The sequence below is a fragment of the Maridesulfovibrio spiralis (SeqCode) genome, from assembly GCF_048571135.1.
GTDB classification, from domain to species: Bacteria; Desulfobacterota; Desulfovibrionia; order Desulfovibrionales; family Desulfovibrionaceae; genus Maridesulfovibrio; species Maridesulfovibrio spiralis.
This window is the reverse complement of the sequence record NZ_CP182344.1, coordinates 1404494-1420407: the sequence shown is the minus strand read 5'-3', so window position 1 is coordinate 1420407 and position 15914 is coordinate 1404494. Positions and strand designations below refer to the sequence as shown.

At 48.5% G+C, this 15914-nt stretch carries 18 protein-coding genes; 6 read left to right on the top strand and 12 right to left on the bottom strand.

Annotation, left to right across the window (positions count from 1 at the left end; translation table 11 throughout):
- Nucleotides 1–257 precede the first annotated feature (257 nt).
- Nucleotides 258–698: a universal stress protein gene (locus tag ACNI29_RS06385; protein ID WP_419781365.1), complete on the bottom strand. Its 441-nt coding sequence runs from the start codon at nucleotides 696–698 to the stop codon at nucleotides 258–260.
- A gap of 285 nt (nucleotides 699–983) precedes the next feature.
- Here ACNI29_RS06385 and ACNI29_RS06380 point away from each other — a divergent pair, with 285 nt between their 5' ends.
- Nucleotides 984–1475 carry a hypothetical protein gene (locus ACNI29_RS06380; RefSeq protein WP_419781364.1) on the top strand — a complete coding sequence of 164 codons (492 nt, stop codon included), beginning with the start codon at nucleotides 984–986 and terminating at the stop codon, nucleotides 1473–1475.
- Between the two features lie 376 nt (nucleotides 1476–1851).
- Here the strand turns inward: ACNI29_RS06380 and dsrP are convergent, their stop codons facing one another.
- From dsrP to ACNI29_RS06350, 6 genes are read right to left on the bottom strand one after another with little or no spacing between them, the layout of a single operon-like run.
- Nucleotides 1852–3024, bottom strand: coding sequence for a sulfate reduction electron transfer complex DsrMKJOP subunit DsrP (dsrP, locus tag ACNI29_RS06375; RefSeq protein ID WP_419781363.1), 1173 nt, complete (start codon nucleotides 3022–3024; stop codon nucleotides 1852–1854).
- Between the two features lie 14 nt (nucleotides 3025–3038).
- A complete protein-coding gene (gene dsrO, locus ACNI29_RS06370; RefSeq protein WP_419781362.1) occupies nucleotides 3039–3818 on the bottom strand; it encodes a sulfate reduction electron transfer complex DsrMKJOP subunit DsrO in 780 nt (259 codons plus the stop codon).
- On the bottom strand, nucleotides 3818–4195 hold the full coding sequence (gene dsrJ, locus ACNI29_RS06365) for a sulfate reduction electron transfer complex DsrMKJOP subunit DsrJ (protein ID WP_012765780.1): 378 nt from the start codon (nucleotides 4193–4195) through the stop codon (nucleotides 3818–3820). Before dsrJ ends, dsrO begins: the two co-directional genes overlap by 1 nt.
- A gap of 3 nt (nucleotides 4196–4198) precedes the next feature.
- A complete protein-coding gene (dsrK, locus tag ACNI29_RS06360; protein ID WP_419781361.1) occupies nucleotides 4199–5806 on the bottom strand; it encodes a sulfate reduction electron transfer complex DsrMKJOP subunit DsrK in 1608 nt (535 codons plus the stop codon).
- 58 nt (nucleotides 5807–5864) lie between these two features.
- On the bottom strand, nucleotides 5865–6860 hold the full coding sequence (dsrM, locus tag ACNI29_RS06355; RefSeq protein WP_419781360.1) for a sulfate reduction electron transfer complex DsrMKJOP subunit DsrM: 996 nt from the start codon (nucleotides 6858–6860) through the stop codon (nucleotides 5865–5867).
- A gap of 48 nt (nucleotides 6861–6908) precedes the next feature.
- Nucleotides 6909–7439, bottom strand: coding sequence for an RsbRD N-terminal domain-containing protein (locus ACNI29_RS06350; protein ID WP_419781359.1), 531 nt, complete (start codon nucleotides 7437–7439; stop codon nucleotides 6909–6911).
- Between the two features lie 381 nt (nucleotides 7440–7820).
- On the opposite strand from ACNI29_RS06350, the gene sfsA reads away from it, so the two are divergent.
- Nucleotides 7821–8540, top strand: a complete 720-nt coding sequence (gene sfsA / locus ACNI29_RS06345) for a DNA/RNA nuclease SfsA (RefSeq protein WP_419781358.1) — start codon at nucleotides 7821–7823, stop codon at nucleotides 8538–8540.
- A 355-nt stretch (nucleotides 8541–8895) separates the two neighbouring features.
- On the opposite strand, the gene ACNI29_RS06340 is transcribed toward sfsA, so the two are convergent.
- From ACNI29_RS06340 to ACNI29_RS06320, 5 genes are all read right to left on the bottom strand, one after another.
- On the bottom strand, nucleotides 8896–9396 hold the full coding sequence (locus ACNI29_RS06340; RefSeq protein WP_419781357.1) for an acyl-CoA thioesterase: 501 nt from the start codon (nucleotides 9394–9396) through the stop codon (nucleotides 8896–8898).
- A gap of 81 nt (nucleotides 9397–9477) precedes the next feature.
- A complete protein-coding gene (locus ACNI29_RS06335) occupies nucleotides 9478–9714 on the bottom strand; it encodes a hypothetical protein (protein ID WP_419781356.1) in 237 nt (78 codons plus the stop codon).
- 255 nt (nucleotides 9715–9969) lie between these two features.
- Nucleotides 9970–11136, bottom strand: coding sequence for a hypothetical protein (locus tag ACNI29_RS06330; RefSeq protein WP_419781355.1), 1167 nt, complete (start codon nucleotides 11134–11136; stop codon nucleotides 9970–9972).
- 57 nt (nucleotides 11137–11193) lie between these two features.
- Nucleotides 11194–12282 (bottom strand): (Fe-S)-binding protein, encoded by a 1089-nt coding sequence (locus tag ACNI29_RS06325; RefSeq protein WP_419781354.1) that lies wholly within the window; start codon nucleotides 12280–12282, stop codon nucleotides 11194–11196.
- 45 nt (nucleotides 12283–12327) lie between these two features.
- On the bottom strand, nucleotides 12328–12897 hold the full coding sequence (locus ACNI29_RS06320; protein WP_419781353.1) for an OB-fold protein: 570 nt from the start codon (nucleotides 12895–12897) through the stop codon (nucleotides 12328–12330).
- A 277-nt stretch (nucleotides 12898–13174) separates the two neighbouring features.
- Between ACNI29_RS06320 and ffh the strand changes: the two genes are divergently transcribed.
- The 4 genes from ffh to rimM all read left to right on the top strand — a co-directional run bounded on the left by ffh (nucleotide 13175) and on the right by rimM (nucleotide 15897).
- A complete protein-coding gene (gene ffh, locus ACNI29_RS06315) occupies nucleotides 13175–14692 on the top strand; it encodes a signal recognition particle protein (protein WP_419781352.1) in 1518 nt (505 codons plus the stop codon).
- Between the two features lie 72 nt (nucleotides 14693–14764).
- Entirely contained in the window at nucleotides 14765–15001 is a 237-nt protein-coding gene (gene rpsP / locus ACNI29_RS06310) for a 30S ribosomal protein S16 (RefSeq protein ID WP_012765791.1), read from the top strand.
- A gap of 78 nt (nucleotides 15002–15079) precedes the next feature.
- A complete protein-coding gene (locus ACNI29_RS06305; RefSeq protein WP_319777408.1) occupies nucleotides 15080–15313 on the top strand; it encodes a KH domain-containing protein in 234 nt (77 codons plus the stop codon).
- 32 nt (nucleotides 15314–15345) lie between these two features.
- Entirely contained in the window at nucleotides 15346–15897 is a 552-nt protein-coding gene (gene rimM / locus ACNI29_RS06300; protein WP_419781351.1) for a ribosome maturation factor RimM, read from the top strand.
- Nucleotides 15898–15914 lie beyond the last annotated feature (17 nt).

Sequence of the window (15914 nt, the reverse complement as noted above, 5' to 3'; positions counted from 1 at the left end):
TAGAGGAATTCGTTTCTCTTGAAACTTCGGCCCCCCCTTCGCTTGCGAAGGGGGGGCTTTTCTTTGATCATGTGACTTTTTAAGATGTGTTGAGCGTGAACTGTTAATGGTAATAAGCCGGCGCAGATATCTTCAGCTGGGCCAGAGAAATGAGCAAGCCCCCTGTCTATGGCTGACAGAGGGCTTTTTGGGGTGTTTGAGATAAAAGTTCCCAGGACTGGGGTGAAAAGTCCGGGAGAACAGCTATGAGGTTATTCCTAGGAGGGTCTGACAGTAAGTACAGGACTCTTAGCGGACTTGACGACCTTTTCTGCAACCGAACCAAAGAGAATGCGGTCGATGCCGGCCCGACCATGGGTTCCCATGACGATCATGTCGGCGTTTTCGCTTTCAGCGATGGCCAGAATTTCTTCAGCTGCATATCCAGTAACAACCTTGCCGTTGGCAGTTACATCGGTGAAGTTTTCAGCAATGAAAGTTTCCATGGTAGAGTCAGCACCAGTGACAATCTCACCAACGAAGTTTTCTATAGAGCTGGGCGGCACATGAAAACCAACGTACTGGTCCAGCGAAGGTGCTACATAAAGGCAGATAATTTCTGCTCCAAGAGTCTTTGCTAACGTTGTTGCATAATCAGCTACGACCGGGCTGTGATCAGAAAAATCCACTGCACAGAGTATCTTCTTGATTTCACGCATATCCAAACCTCCGATTTCATAGTTTGTGCAAGGAAAAAAAGTGCTTATAAAAAATATTAATTAAATATTACCTGAATAAGCGCATCATGGACAAGCTTTTTCTTATACTTTATCCTAGAAGCGGAAAAATAGTCGCACCAGCTATGTGCACTTCGAAGATGTGGCAGTATTTGCCCAGTGTTTAAAATTAATTAAGTATGTTAAATCAGCCTTTTATGCAAAAGTCTAGACTTTGGCAAGCTCCTTGCATTAGTACGAGTGAAACCAAAGGCTGAGGAGTAAAATATGAAGATAAGTCCTGAACAGATTGAAGCTTTAAAGCTGCAACAACAGCAGCAGAATAAGGCAAAGCAGGTTGACGGGGCAGCGTTCGGCGAATTCCTTAATCAGGAAGTACAGCAGGGTGCAGCGCAGCAGAGTGCAGCAACCAACGCACCGCCAGTGCCGGGTCTTCAGGCCATGAATCCCCTGTTACAGGTTCAGCAGGCAGCTCAGGTTCAGCAGACCGCGCAGGTCAATGAAAATGAGTTTGTAGGCAAGGTGGAAGACCTTTTCGGTAAGCTTGAAAATTATGCACAGCAGCTTGGTTCCGCAGATAAAGGCGGGCTGAAGCAGGCCTATTCGACACTTGAAGGCATTCAAGGTGGAGTTGAATCCCTCAAGAAGGATTGGCCCGGAGTGCAAAGCGAAAATCCCGAACTCGGTTCTATTGTTTCTGAACTTGAAACTGTGGCCGTGACCGAACAAATCAAATTTAACCGGGGAGATTACGTATAGTCGCTCATATGTAGCTCTCCCCGCGTAAGATCCTTTCTTACGCGAGAAAGCCGCGCATCTTGTTATAGATGCGCGGCTTTTCATGTTTATGATGCCTTTGGCGGTCCTTCAGGGACCAGAGGAAAGGCAACCCCATATGCTGATAAAACCCACAGTATCCGTCTCTATCTTTCCAAGAATCCAAAAAGAGATGTGCATAATTATAAGGAAAGTAGGCAGCAAAACAAATAAAAGTTTTTGAAGAATCAAGACAAACTTTTTACAAAAAGTAAACTTGGTCTTGCTGAAGGCGACACGCGGTAGCCCGCCTGAGCAAAAAAAGAAGCCCCCTGCTTCAAAAGAAGCAGGGGGCTTTCAGTCTCAAAATCGGAGTTGACTAGTCTTCAGTAGTCAGCTGTCCGAGGTCGCGCTTAACATCTGTGGCAATCTTGTAAAGGAAAGTCAGAGTCAGAGCGCCGAGTGCGTAAACCATGAAGGAAATCATAAGCTCTTTACCGGTAGGCCAGTAAACAGTGACTTCATTGAAGGGGTTCGGAGTGAAACCACCAATCAGCAGGCCAAGACCCTTATCGATCCATGTCGCGATAACAAGGATAGCGAGGGACCAGGGCAGCAGCTTCTGGTTGTAACGCAGTTTGGGCGGAATAAGCAGCGCAAGGCTAAGAATAGCGAAGGTTGCTGCAGTCCACATCCAGGGTACAAGCTCAGTGTGGCCGTGTTCACCTGCGAACAGGTAGACCAGTGAGTGCATGTGACCGGGCATATTGGAGTAGAATGCGGTGAATACTTCAAGCAGGAAGAAGAAGACGTTCACGCACATTGCGTAAGTGATAATTGTTGTGAGTGTCCCGATAGCACTTTTGCCCGGATCGTATTTGGTAATCTTGCGCACGATGAAAACAACGAGCAGCAGGATAGCAGGACCGGAACAGAATGCAGATGCCAGAAAGCGGGCAGCCAGAATGGCGGTGAGCCAGTAGTGGCGGCCGGGCAGACCGGCATACAGGAACGCGGTAACGGTGTGAATGGAGAATGCCCAAACAATAGAGGTGTATACCAGAGGCTTAACCCATTTAGGATGGGATACGCGCTGGCGGTCACACTCAAGGCAGGTCCAACCGATAACAACGTTCAGGATCAGGTATCCGTTCAGAACGATCATATCCCAGAAAAGGATCGAGTTCGGAGTCGGATGGAAGATGATGTTCAGCATACGCTGGGGCTGTCCGATATCAACGATAATAAAACCGAGACACATGACAACAGCAGCGATAGCCATGAATTCACCCATGATTACCATACCTTTGAACTTCTTGTAATGATGGAAGTAGTAAGGCAGTACGATCATAACACCGGATGCGGCAAGACCGACAAGGTAGGTGAACTGTGCAATATAAAAACCCCAGGAAACATCACGGTTAAGACCGGTGATGGTCATCCCTTCCTGAAGCTGGGTCAGGTATGTGCAGAAACCGGCACCAATAATGAGCAGCAGGAAACCAATCCAGGCCCAGTATTTAGGTCCGCCTCTAAAAGCTTTTTCGAGCATATCAGGCTTCCCCCCTAGATGATGTAGTAAACGCCGGGCTCGGTGCCTGCGGTCGGTTTTCTACGGATGGTGAAGTTCTCACGCAGGGCCTTTCTCACATTGGAGTTGGGGTCCTGCAGATCGCCGAAGATGATCGCGCCAGCGGATTTTTCCACACATGCAGGCATGTCTCCTACAGCGAGACGCTCAACACAGAAGTTGCATTTCTCAACTACGCCACGCATGCGAGTGGGGAACTTCATGTTGATCTTGTCCATATCCAGATGGAGTCTGGGATCACTGAAGTTAAAACTACGTGCGCCGTAAGGGCAGCCAGTCATACAATAACGGCAGCCGATGCAGCGGTGATAGTCCATGGCAACGATGCCGTCAGGGCGCTTGAAGGTCGCCTTGGTGGGGCAAACGCGTACACATGAAGGAGACTCGCAATGGTTGCAGAGTAAGGGGAATCTGTGTGTTTCTTGAGCTTCAGAAGGAAAGTTATTCACCTGTTCAGGGAATACTTCACCGTAAGTGCCGGACCATAACCACTTGATTTCCTCATCAGAGTTGATTGTGGGAACGTTGTGGAAGTGGTGGCATGCTTCAGCCAGAGTTTCAATTGCTTCTTCAGTATTAAGTTTGCGGGTGTCGATTACCATCGCCCAGCGCTTAGCGTGCAGGGAGTTGGAGTTGACAGCTGCGTGTGCTCCGCCAGCAGGGCCACCGGATGCCAGGGCAGCGGTGGGTGCGATGCAGAGTCCGGCAGCGGAAAGTCCAGCGAACTTAAGGAAGTTTCTTCTACTCTGTTTCATTATTTAGCCTCCTTGGGAGGTACGTGGCAATCCCAGCAGTAGGGAGTAACACTAGCATCAACGTGACACTTGTCGCAGAACTGTTCCTTGCTGGTGTGGCACTGCATACAGGTGTTCTGAAGGCTGATGGTGTATTTATCGCCTTTGGCACTGATGTAGGTCCTTTTGCCTTCGCGAAGAGCCATATCTCTCCACTCGTCAAGAAGCTTCATGTGGTTCTCACGCATGTTCTGGGTGGGAGCAACACAGATTTTAGCGTTCTTGGGCAGTTCTACCTTAGGTTCTTCATAGCTACCGCCGATGTTGAACCAGAAGGGCATGGACACCAGACCAAGGAAGATAACCAGTCCGGTTATAATTTTTCCACCGTAGTGCATTATTTAACCCTCCTTCCCGGGCAGAGGATTGAAGCGAAGGTCGGTTTCCCTTTCTTTTTCGCCGTCAAGAATGAGGGCGTTACCAACCAGCTCGTGAACACCGCAGACGTCAACGCCGGGAGCCCAGTAGTTAGCCAGAGGGATAAGGGTCGCACGGTCAATCGCGCAGATGCAGGAAAGCATGTTAACATCGTACTGTTCCTGAACTGATTTTAGTGCGTTACCGCGGGGAAGACCGCCACGCATACGGATTTCCATGATTTCGTCAGTGTTGAGGCCGGAACCGCCAGCGCAGCAGAAAGTCTGCTCGCGGATGGTCTGTTCGGGCATCTCAAAGAAGTTTTTAACAACGTTCTTGATGACGTAACGAGGCTCGTCCATGAGGCCCATGGCACGGGCAGGGTTACAGGAATCATGGAATGTGGTGCGGATATGATCGTTTCTGCTGGGATCAAGCTTCAGCTTATTGTGCTTCATCAGGTCAGCAGTAAACTCAGTGATGTGAACCATTTTGGTCTGACGTGCGTTTTCAAACACGGTACCGGTGATGGGGCTGACGGGAACTTCAAGATTGTTCGCCGGGCCGTTCATGGTGTCCATGTACTGGTTGATAACACGCCACATGTGTCCACACTCACCGCCCAGAATCCATTTAGCACCGAGGCGGTCTGCTTCGGCGTACATCTTGGCGTTCAGTTTCTTCATCATATCTGCAGATGTGAAGAGACCAAAGTTACCGCCTTCAGATGCGTATGTGGAGAGGGTGTAGTCAAGGCCTATGTGATCAAACAGCATCAGGTAACCCATGAAGGTGTAAATGCCGGGATCAGCAAAAACGTCACCGGAAGGAGTGATGAAGATAACTTCATGACCCTTTTCGTTGATGGGTACGTTCAGGCGCTTGCCGGTGATTTCTTCGATGTCGTCAACCATGAAGTCGACGATATCTTTGAAAGCGTGGGGCTGGATACCGAGGTGGTTACCGGTACGGTTACAGTTGGAAACCGGTTCGAGAATCCAGTTGATGTTCACACCACACAAGTGCAGCAGTTCACGTGCCATCATGGTGATTTCCGCTGTATCGATGCCGTAGGGGCAGTACAGGGAACAACGGCGGCACTCTGTGCACTGGTAGAAGTAAATGAACCATTCTTTGAGTACATCTTCGGTCATAACCCTGGACCCGGTGAGGGTGGACAGGATTTTACCGGCCATGGTGAAGTCCTTGCGGTAGATGGAACGCATAAGTTCCGCACGCAGGACAGGCATGTTCTTGGGATCACCGGAACCGATGAAAAAGTGGCATTTGTCTGCACAAGCACCACAGCGAACACAGATGTCCATGAATACTTTCAGTGAACGGTATTTATCGAGTCTTTCCTTGAAACCTTCGTGGACGATGTCCTGCCAGTTTTCGGGAAGCTTCCAGTCAACATCCGCTGGATTCCACTCGCGGGGGTTGGGGAAGCCCAAGTACTCGAGTTTTTCCGCTTTCGCGGGATAACACCAGTTACCCGGAGAAGTATCTACCGGGGTATCCATCCAGCCTGTGGACGGCGGTGTGTAATTAATGCTTTTAAAAAGCTCATCAGCTTTTGGGAGGTCAGCCATGTCAACTCCTCATCAAAAGATATTTAAGGTCTGTCCGGCATAGGTCTTATAAGACTCTCTATGCCTTTTTTTCCACCGGGAGACCCGCTTCAATCATTGCTTCACGGAACTCATCCTCATAAGCCTCATAGCTGTGGGGCTTGATGTTGGGATCGTTCCAGGGGTTTTCGTGATGGTTGATACGGGTATCGTTAGGCATGTTCCTTGTGGGAGACAGGAATACGCCGCCCGCGTGCATCAGCTTGCTGTAGGGGAAGTAGACCAGCAGCACACATACGAGGAAGAGGTGGATGTAGAACACCACACTGATTCCTGCGGGAATGACGGGGCTGAAGGTTACAAGACCCATGGTCAGCTTCTTGATGGCCATAATGTCTACGTGCGCGAAGTAGCGCATGTAGATGCCGGAAAGGGCGATGCCGATGATGAGAAGCAGCGGGAAGTAATCGGTAACCAGAGAGATGTAACGCAGTTTGGGATCCTTGAGTCTGCGGCCAAGCAGGAAGCCGAGGCCAGCGAGAATCAGGAGGTCTGACATGTACAGTCTGGGTACACCGAGCTGCATGATACCGTCGATCATTTCCACGAAAGCGATGCATTCGGGGACCGGTTCGAAGAAGAGTCTCATGTGCCTGATCACGATGAGCAGGAATGAGTAGTGGAAGAGCAGGGAAAACAGCCACAAGTATTTAGATGAGGCGTAAGTTACTCTTCCATCCCTGAGTTCTACTTTAGTGTTCCTGAAGAGGGAACGAAAGCAACAGATCTCAAGGATCATACGGATAAAAGTTTGACCCGGGGTCACGGGGTTATCAAAGCGGTCATGCTGGATAAAATCCAGAGACTTCTGCTGTCCGCCCGTGGTCGGGATACGGAAAGGAACCGGGCTTTTTGCCCAGTTGATCATCCGGCGGGCAAAGCCTACCAGAAATACGGCAACTGCTACATACGGTAACAATGTGCCGAACAGTCCTGCCATGTGCGCGGAACCCACTCCGAAGAGTGCGATGAGCACGAGGGCAAAAACTAAAACGAGTGAGTACAAAGCGTTCATCTACCTTCACCTCGCTTATAACGTTTGGCTTCCTGGGGAAGCCGGCCACTACACCTGTCCGGCCCCTCTGGCCGAAGCGTCCTCGATTTTGTTGACCCGCCGAAGGAGCATATGATGCGATCTTTTGACCTCATCAATCCTCATTTGCGCAATCAAATCCCTATTCTTGGTATAGATGTCGAACGCGATAAGTCCCAGATTGTCGATCCGGGCCTCAAACGCGAGCAACTCATCAAGTTTGCCTTCGCTTTTCAGTTCCTCCATGAACTCGTCTCTCAGGAGTTTCTTAAAAATGAAGACAAAGCTTAAAGCTTTGGATGGTGCAAAGTCCTGAACTGTTCTGATTTTAATCAGTTCGTCGAGCGACTTTGCAAGATCGTCGGCACTTTTCCATTCAAGGATCAGGTCAAAAAGCTCGCCAGCAACCTTCTTGATGGTAACTCCGACAGGGTTGGTGAACTGGTCTTTATTAGATTTCCAAACTTCCTGTGTTTCTTTGGGATAGGAAGAAAGAATCAGGTCGTACCATTTCTCTGTCAGGTCTTCTTTTCTTTCCGACAATTTTTGTACAAGACTCATTTTGATTACCTGTAGTTGATAAACAATAATAAATTTCAGGCCGCTGCAAATATTTTATGCAGGGTCCGGAAATTAGGGGAGGCTTTTGGATAAAAGCCAAAAATGTGAATTCTGTCACACTGTGACTAACAGGACGATATTCCAGATACCTAGTGATTCGTCAAGGAGTTTTAGCCTTTAGTTGGGCTATCAGATAGTCTGAAAATCATTGTCAATCAAAGGTTTTTGCAAGCATATAAGACTAAAGAGCACATAGTTGTGGAGAGGGATGACCTTATCGGGTAATAGTCAAGCTGCTTTGATTATTGCCTTTGTTTGCAAAGTGCGTTTGCGGCGTCCCATTCCGCTGTAGCTATAGTCACATACTGGGAGGAATGTAAAATGTCAGAACCGTTAATTATTTATCCTCCGGGATGCCGCCGGGCGATATTTGTACGGAGATATAAGCGATTTACAGTGGAAGCAGTGTTGGATGGTGAAGTGGTCGGCGTGCATACTAATAATACTGGCTCAATGCTCGGCCTGCTGCGCGAAGGGCAGGAAATATATATTTCCCCGGCTCAGAATCCCAAACGCAAGCTGAAGTGGACTCTGGAAGCGGTCATGCCTCTGGGTGAGATGGTTGGAGTTAATACATCAATTCCCAACAAGATATTGCAGTTTGCATTTGAGGCAGGACAGCTGCCCGAAGCCGAGGGTTACACAAGTCTTAAGCGTGAAGCCAAAGTCGGCAACAGCCGTTTGGACGGTCTATTTACAGATGATTCAGGTAAGCTTCCTGATCTTTGGGTGGAGTGCAAAAATGTTACCCTTGTAGAAGATGATGTGGCCTATTTTCCCGATGCTCAGACCGAGCGCGGAAGAAAGCATCTTATGGAACTCATGGATCTGGCTTCAAAGGGCGATCGGGTAGCGCTTTTCTTTTTCGTTCAGCGTAACGACGGATATTGTTTTGGTCCGGCTAATTTTATCGATCCGGAGTATGCAGTACTGTTTTATAAAGCTCTCGAAGCCGGTGTTGAGTGTTGGGCATACGAAGCTTCATTAACTCATAAAGGTATTGGTATAGGCCGAAAATTACCCCTTGCTGCTTGTCGATAGGTTTTAATTGAAAGTCAAAGGGCAAACTGTGTAGATGATTGATCTCTACATTGAAGTATATTTGAGTTTTATTAAAATGTGGAAAGCCCCGGTATGCGAATGTTCGCATACCGGGGCTTTCCGGCCTTGATGGTGTTGAAAAGCGCGGCGCCCGGCCTGGATCGGGTTTATCCCGACCGGGCGCCCTAGGAGCAGGATGCCGAAATGTTTAGCCGGGAGGGTGGAGCTCCCGGCCAGAAACCAGACTCGGAGTAGCTTGCAATCTGCTGGCAGGTGCAATCCAGTACACATTCGGCTGACTTCGGACGTAATGCGTACTATTCGAGCTGTGTATGATGAGATTTAATCTCTGCTCCTATTTTGCAGGTGTTCGCGCAGCGGACGCGGTTTCCCTTATCCTTTCTTCTTTACGAACGGCCCTGCGTTCAAGTGCTTCCCTATTTCTTCTGTGGTCCACACCGGTCTCAAGGATCAGTGCCGGGACCGGGGAAGGCTTTCCATTTTCACCCATGGCCACGAAGGTGAGGTAGGCTGAATTTGTATGCCTGATCTCGCCTGTCAAAAGATTCTCTGCTTCAACCCGGACTCCGATTTCCATGGAAGTCCTGCCGACCATGTTTACATTGGCGTGCAGGTTGATGAGTTCGCCTACATATGCAGGCCGCAGGAAATTCATGCGGTCGATTGATGCAGTCACCACAGGCTTGCGTGCATGGCGCATGGCACATGTGGCGGCGACCAGATCCAGTTGCTTGAGCAGTACGCCCCCGTGCAGGTTACCGGCAGGGTTGGTGTCCTGCGGTAAGACGCGGTAAGTCATTAATGTTCTGCTTTCGCTTATTTTTTTTGGTTTCATGATGGCAACCCTGATCTTGAGTTATGTTTCGATGTCGTTTTGTACTACGATATGTTTACATTTGTATTACAAAACTAAGATCTACTTAATTTTACCATACTCGACTCTGGCTTCCCATATCATTTTGGCAATTCTCTTTCCCAAGTCCAACTGCCTTGTCTTGATCAGAGCTTCCGCTGCTTCGCGGTTGCCGTCCTGCTTCAACAATGTGGCAGATTCCAGATCTCGCAGGTAGTTCTCGAACTCCCGGATCAGTTTGGAAAGATTGAGAGTTTCAAGTTCTATTGGAACTCTTACGGATTTTACTTTTCTGCTCATTGTGTCTGCTTAACCTGCTTTGTTTGAGCTGATCTTACCGGCTACGACACAAATGTCAATACATTTGTATTACAAGATGATATTAAATTAATCCTATATAAGTAATTGAAAACTAGACATCCTAGCTTTTAATTTGTGCTCAAAAGAAATTAAAATGTAATACAAAAGTAATACATAATGAAATCAGAAAAGCTACAAATTGTAGCTTAATCTTTATTAGCCGGTCAGGAGAGAGGATTAAAGAATTTGTTGATACTACTCAAACCTGAAGGATTGGACTTCAGGAGCAGTGGCGGCGATAAATGCCGGGAAAAGGATCAGCGCGGTGGCTGGTGAAAAGAAGAGCGGGCAAAGAAAGCCGGTGACGGTCACGGCAGTAATCAAACCACCCATCATATCTGAAGGGTAGCGCCTGTAGAGAGCAGCGAACACAACAGCCACAAAGCATGGTCCGGCCAGCCCCCATGCCGCAAGCATATGCAGCCAGAAGGGTTGCACATGAAATAGGAAGATCCCAGATCCGGTCCAAACGTGCTGCTGTCCATGCCAGATTGTCCACAAAGAAGGGGGGACATCCAGAGGCAGGGGGGAAGTCAGGGGAAATCCGGTTAATAAAATATGATTCAGACTATTGCCGAGTGTATCAAGAAGGGTGAACCAGAGCCAGTAAGACGGCAGGTCCTGACGGTTCATGAAAGTCATTTCCTGTACCTGCAGGGATAGGTAGGCAAAGAAAAGCATACAGATGACCAGCATGAATTTGTTCAGTCCGCCTTTAGGGCCGAATAAAAGGCGGGTAAGTACTGCGCCGATCATGGCGTCCCGTCCTAGGGAGCAGAATATGCCTGCTAAAATAATCATCCGGGCAAGCCTGTTTTTTTCATGATTATGCAGAGTGGCGCAATATCCTGCCAAAAGGATCGGCCCGGTGATGCTCTGTATCCCGAAAAGACCGGGTGTCTCTGGTTGGTGCAGGACAAAGAAGCGCCATGTGAATTCGATACATATCAGCAGGCTGAGCCACCCTGACCAAAAGGAAATCTGATTGGGCGTAGGGGGAGGGAATATAGTCAGCCATAGAACCGTGACCAGCAGAAATATCAGGAGTCTACTTTCCATCAATAGCGGTAGAAGGTTCAGCAGGGGGCGGGTCAGATGTGCTAAGCTGTTGAATGATATCCAGCAGATGAACAGAGCAGGGATTCCTGCTGTAAGCCAAAGTGGCCATGCTGTTTTTTTCTCGCTGCGCATTGATTCCAGGAGTAGGCCGAGGATGGCCATCCCGGTGGCAAGTATTTCAGCAAGATTTGCGGGTGCAGTGCCTCCGCTCAGCGAGAAAGCTGCATAAGTCAGAGGTAGTCCGAGACTGAACAGGGCCAGCGGAAACTCTGAGGCTGTTATGGCTGTATTTTCTGAACTCATTGGCAATTGTGTTACATGTATCTGTTCAGGATTAGAAGCCCCGGAGTAAAAAAAATGTTAGAGGGCGGTAAACCTAAAAATCAATCGATTTAAATAATTGAAAGGGAAGGCTACGGGTTTAGGGATTGATTTTCGTTTAACCAACAGCAGGTCCAATATGTGGGCTGTAGGATAGTCGCTTCCCAGAAAGTTTACGCATCCGGCGCAATACGTGGCCATGGGAACGCCGGTCCGCTGAGCTTCATTAATTCTTTTGCGGGACCAGTTTCGTGCATAAGCATTGTTATGCATATTGGTTCCTCCGCCTTCACCGCAGCAGAGGGTATTGCTTTTGTTATGTTTCATCTCTAGGACCCGAACCCCCATTGCTTTAAGAAGTTCACGCACAGCCTTGTGGATGCTGTCTTCAGATCGGGTAACGCAGGGGTCGTGAACTGTTACTTCTTTGACGCTTGGGGTGACCGGTAAGAAACTGGATTTCTTTAGCTCTTCATAAATTGAAACAATTTCAAGCCGGGTGTTGAATTGTTTAAACGTAACGTGGCAGTTGGGGCAGGCGGTCAGTATCTTTTTTATCCCTTTGCGTTCAAGGGTGTGTACCAGCGCAGAGAGGCTTTCTTCGTATTTGCTTTTCAACCCCAGCATTTTTGAAGGTTTTGAGCAGCAGTTCAGCACCAGTCCCGTTTTGGGGTTATTTCGTTTCAAGATTTTAAAAGCGATCCTGGTTGCGTCCGGAAACATGGCCGGAAGAGTGCATCCGGGGAAGAATACGGTGGTGCAGCCTTCCGGGAGAGATTCACCCTTGAATGGGAAGCGCTGGCCCAGTCTCTCGTAATTTAACAACGGAGCGTACTGGTCCAGTTTGAATATGCCATTGGCTTGGGCATGGTAACGCAGTTCCGTGAAAATATTATCAGGTTCTGCATTAACCGGGCATACGGCTGAGCACAGTCCGCATGCTGAGCAATCGTAGGTCCTGTGGGAAAGGGCATCTACGGTTTCATCAGCTGAAAGTGCAGTTAAAGCGATAGAGAGCGGGGAGCCGCTTTCTGCGAGGAAACGGCAGTATGTCATGCATTTTCCGCAGTCTATGCATTCATCGGCTGTGTGTTGCAGTGCTTTCCGCAGCGGTTTTGATACTGGCATAAGAATATTTGCCGTCCCGGACAGAAAGTATTAGACAGAGATGCTTTACAGCAGCTGGCAGCCCCAGATTTTTACCCGTTTGTTGACGTATTCAGTGCATTTCCCCTTAATGCGAACTTTTACGCCCGGTTTGAGGTTGCTGACGACCGGGATCAGGTCTTCGGTAAAGTGACAGATTACTTCGGCGGTGAAGTTGGAAATACCTTTCAGTCCAACATGCAGGTCGCCGAATCCTTTTGTAGAAACATCTACTATTTCGCCGGAAATTTCAATTACTTCGTTGAGGTACTTGCCACTGGCCACGGTATTGTTTTCTACGAAGTCGATATAGAGTTTGTAAGATCCGACGTGCAGTTTGGATTGAGCGAGTTTTACTTCATTGGCAATGCGTGCATGCCATGCTCCGAGTGTCTCTTTCTTGTGGGGGGCAACATTTTGGTGGGCGGTGGGGCCTACTTTCAGGTTTTTCTGCAGGTCCACGCGGTTGTTTAGAGTTCCAGTGGAGTCGTAAACGTCGGCAACAACTTTTCCTTCATTGGAAATGTAGATTTTAGACCGCAGCCTTCCCATAGGGTCTACCAGATGAAATTCTTCCGCCTTGACGATGTTGGGCATTGTGTCCCTCCTTGAAATGCGTGAACAGGGTTATGTAATATTCTGCAATTAAACGGTTCATTGCTTGAAAAGGCAAGAGATATTGCAAGTAATTTTTTAAAGGTGGACGATAAGTGTTTGTGATTTTCCAAAAACTTGATATGACTCTTCACTTGACTTGGGTAGATAAAAGCTTTAACAGACAACCCCTTTCTTTACGCAATCAGCATAAATCAAGAAAAGGTAGAGCTTTTAAGATTTTTGTGCGTAAAAATGCTTAGCCGGCGGAGTAAGAGAATTGTTTGACAGCCTATCAGATAGACTTTCCGAAGCCTTTAAGAATTTCAAGGGGCAGGGACGCTTGGATGAAAAGAACATCCAGGCCGGAATGCGTGAAGTGCGCCTTGCCCTTCTCGAAGCGGACGTTAACTACAAAGTCGTTAAAGACTTTGTGGAGAAGGTAAAGGAGCGCGCTCTCGGACAGGAGGTCCAGAAGTCCCTTTCTCCCGGACAACAGGTAATCAAAGTCGTTAACGACGAGCTTACCGAGCTGCTCGGCGGCGAGCAGGAAGGATTGCAGCTCACCAAGGGCAAGCTTTCCAAAATTATGATGGTCGGCCTTCAGGGGTCCGGTAAGACCACTTCTTCCGCCAAGATTGCCTTGTATTTGCGGCGCAAGAAGTTCAAGCCTTACCTTGTTCCTGCCGACGTCTACCGTCCTGCTGCGATTGATCAGCTCAATGTGCTGGCCAAACAGCTGGATATACCGGTTTACCCTTCCACAACGGAAATGAGTCCCGTGGATATCTGCCGCGACGCGATGGTCAAGGCGGAAGAAGCCGGTTGTGATGTTCTGCTTTTTGATACAGCCGGACGGTTGCATATTGATGAACCCCTGATGGATGAACTTGCCTCCATCAAGGAATATTGCACCCCGGATGAAATCCTTTTCGTGGCTGACGCGATGACAGGGCAGGACGCTGTCAACGTAGCTTCCACTTTTGATGACAAACTGGATGTTACCGGTGTAGTCCTTACCAAAATGGATGGTGATGCCCGAGGCGGTGCGGCGCTCTCCATCAAATCAGTTACTGGTAAGTCCGTTAAGTTTGTCGGTGTGGGTGAAAAGCTTTCCGAGCTTGAACTCTTCTACCCGGACAGGGCCGCTTCAAGAATTCTCGGCATGGGGGATGTACTTTCCCTGATCGAGAAAGCCCAGTCGGTGATGGATGAGGGCGAAGCTGAAAAGCTGACCGAGAAATTCCGCAAGGCCAAATTCGACCTTGAAGATTTTCGCACCCAGATGCGCAGAATGAAGAAGATCGGTTCCATGGGGTCGATCATGAAAATGATCCCCGGACTCGGAGGGCTGACCAAGCAGCTCGGCGATATGGAGATCCCGGATAAGGAACTGAACAGGATAGAAGCCATCATCTCGTCCATGACCATGGAGGAACGCAGGCAGCCCAAGCTTATTAATCCCAGCCGTAGGCAGAGGATTGCGAAAGGTTCCGGTGTTAAGCTCGAGGAGGTTAATCAGATGCTCAAGAATTTTGAGCAGATGAGCAAGATGATGAAGAAAATGATGGGTGGTAAAGGCGGAAAGGGTAAAATGCCCAATATGCCGAATCTGCCCGGAATGCCCGGACTTGGCGGCGGTGCAGGAATGCCGGGAATGCCCGGTATGGAAGGGTTGGAAGGTATGGAAGGAATGGGCGGCATGTCTCAGGCTTCCAAGACCAAGAGCAAAAAAACCCTCCTTGCCCGCAAAAAGAAAAAGCTTAAAAAGCAAACCCGCAAGAAAAAGAAGAAATAGTTTTTTGTGGGCATTTGCTTGCAATTTATTAACGAACCACTTAATTTAAGATTATATGGGGGAAAGTAGACAATGGCTATTAAACTCAGACTGACCCGTATGGGCTCCAAAAAACGCCCTTTTTACAGAATCGTAGCAATCAACAGCGAAACCAGACGTGACGGTCGTCCTCTGGACTTCTGCGGTTATTACAACCCTATGGTTGAACCTGTTGAAGTTAAAATTGACAAGGAAAAAGTAGAGAAGTGGCTTGAGAGAGGCGCTGAACCCAGCGATACAGTTAAATCTCTCCTCAAAGCAAATTCCTAGGGTTCGTAACTCACCAGGTTCGAATTCTTCTTCACTACTCACGGTACACACTCGAAATCAGAAGCGGAGGTTGTTGGCATGTTGAAGGATTTAGTAGAGTACATCGCGAAATCGCTTGTTGACAATCCAGAAGAAGTAGTTGTCACCGAGATCGAAGGGGAGCAGACTTCCGTAATCGAACTTAAGGTCGCGAAAGAAGACCTTGGTAAGGTTATCGGCAAACAGGGACGCACCGCGCGTGCCATGAGAACCCTGCTTGGTGCTGCGTCAACCAAGGTGAGAAAACGCTCTGTTCTGGAAATTCTGGAATAGAGGCAAACGAACCGGACCAACGGTAGGCTACTATGGAAATGCTTGTAGTTGCCGAGGTGGTCAAACCACATGGTCTCAGGGGGGAAGTCTGCATCGAATCTCATGCAGATTCCCCTTTTCTCTTCGACGAGGTGCCCTGTCTGTACTTGGCTAAGGAAGGGCAAAAACCCCGTCGTTTTGTTGTGCGCTCTTCGCGGAAACACAAAGGGCGCGTGCTGTTGACCTTCAAGGGAATTGAAGGCCGTGACGAGGCGGAAGCCTTGCGCGGTATGGAAATTCTTGTGCTTGAGAAAGATCTTCCCGCAACCGGGGATGATGAAGTCTACATGTATGAACTTGAAGGCATGGCCGTCGAACTCGAAGACGGGACTGTGGTTGGAACCATTTCGAACTTTATCCTCGCCCCAGGGCAGGAAACTTGGGTAATCTCTTCTTCAGAGGGAAAGGAAATTCTTTTCCCCGCTGTTGAAGAATTTGTATTGTCTGTTGATCTTGATGCGGAAAAGATTGTTGTAGACCCTCCTGCAGGGTTGCTCGATATCTATCTCGCGGACAAGAAAGATAACGGGAAGAAAAAGAAATAGGTCAGAGTGCCGCTTTT

What these genes read in the sequence shown, in the direction of transcription:
- ACNI29_RS06335 (WP_419781356.1), bottom strand. Translation starts at nt 9,714, where the DNA reads ATGAGCAGAAAAGTAAAATCCGTAAGAGTTCCAATAGAACTTGAAACT.
- rimM (WP_419781351.1), top strand. Translation starts at nt 15,346, where the DNA reads ATGGAAATGCTTGTAGTTGCCGAGGTGGTCAAACCACATGGTCTCAGG.
- ACNI29_RS06305 (WP_319777408.1), top strand. Translation starts at nt 15,080, where the DNA reads ATGTTGAAGGATTTAGTAGAGTACATCGCGAAATCGCTTGTTGACAAT.
- ACNI29_RS06325 (WP_419781354.1), bottom strand. Translation starts at nt 12,282, where the DNA reads ATGCCAGTATCAAAACCGCTGCGGAAAGCACTGCAACACACAGCCGAT.
- ACNI29_RS06330 (WP_419781355.1), bottom strand. Translation starts at nt 11,136, where the DNA reads ATGAGTTCAGAAAATACAGCCATAACAGCCTCAGAGTTTCCGCTGGCC.
- ACNI29_RS06340 (WP_419781357.1), bottom strand. Translation starts at nt 9,396, where the DNA reads ATGAAACCAAAAAAAATAAGCGAAAGCAGAACATTAATGACTTACCGC.
- ACNI29_RS06380 (WP_419781364.1), top strand. Translation starts at nt 984, where the DNA reads ATGAAGATAAGTCCTGAACAGATTGAAGCTTTAAAGCTGCAACAACAG.
- rpsP (WP_012765791.1), top strand. Translation starts at nt 14,765, where the DNA reads ATGGCTATTAAACTCAGACTGACCCGTATGGGCTCCAAAAAACGCCCT.
- sfsA (WP_419781358.1), top strand. Translation starts at nt 7,821, where the DNA reads ATGTCAGAACCGTTAATTATTTATCCTCCGGGATGCCGCCGGGCGATA.
- dsrJ (WP_012765780.1), bottom strand. Translation starts at nt 4,195, where the DNA reads ATGCACTACGGTGGAAAAATTATAACCGGACTGGTTATCTTCCTTGGT.
- ACNI29_RS06350 (WP_419781359.1), bottom strand. Translation starts at nt 7,439, where the DNA reads ATGAGTCTTGTACAAAAATTGTCGGAAAGAAAAGAAGACCTGACAGAG.
- dsrM (WP_419781360.1), bottom strand. Translation starts at nt 6,860, where the DNA reads ATGAACGCTTTGTACTCACTCGTTTTAGTTTTTGCCCTCGTGCTCATC.
- dsrK (WP_419781361.1), bottom strand. Translation starts at nt 5,806, where the DNA reads ATGGCTGACCTCCCAAAAGCTGATGAGCTTTTTAAAAGCATTAATTAC.
- dsrO (WP_419781362.1), bottom strand. Translation starts at nt 3,818, where the DNA reads ATGAAACAGAGTAGAAGAAACTTCCTTAAGTTCGCTGGACTTTCCGCT.
- ACNI29_RS06320 (WP_419781353.1), bottom strand. Translation starts at nt 12,897, where the DNA reads ATGCCCAACATCGTCAAGGCGGAAGAATTTCATCTGGTAGACCCTATG.
- dsrP (WP_419781363.1), bottom strand. Translation starts at nt 3,024, where the DNA reads ATGCTCGAAAAAGCTTTTAGAGGCGGACCTAAATACTGGGCCTGGATT.
- ACNI29_RS06385 (WP_419781365.1), bottom strand. Translation starts at nt 698, where the DNA reads ATGCGTGAAATCAAGAAGATACTCTGTGCAGTGGATTTTTCTGATCAC.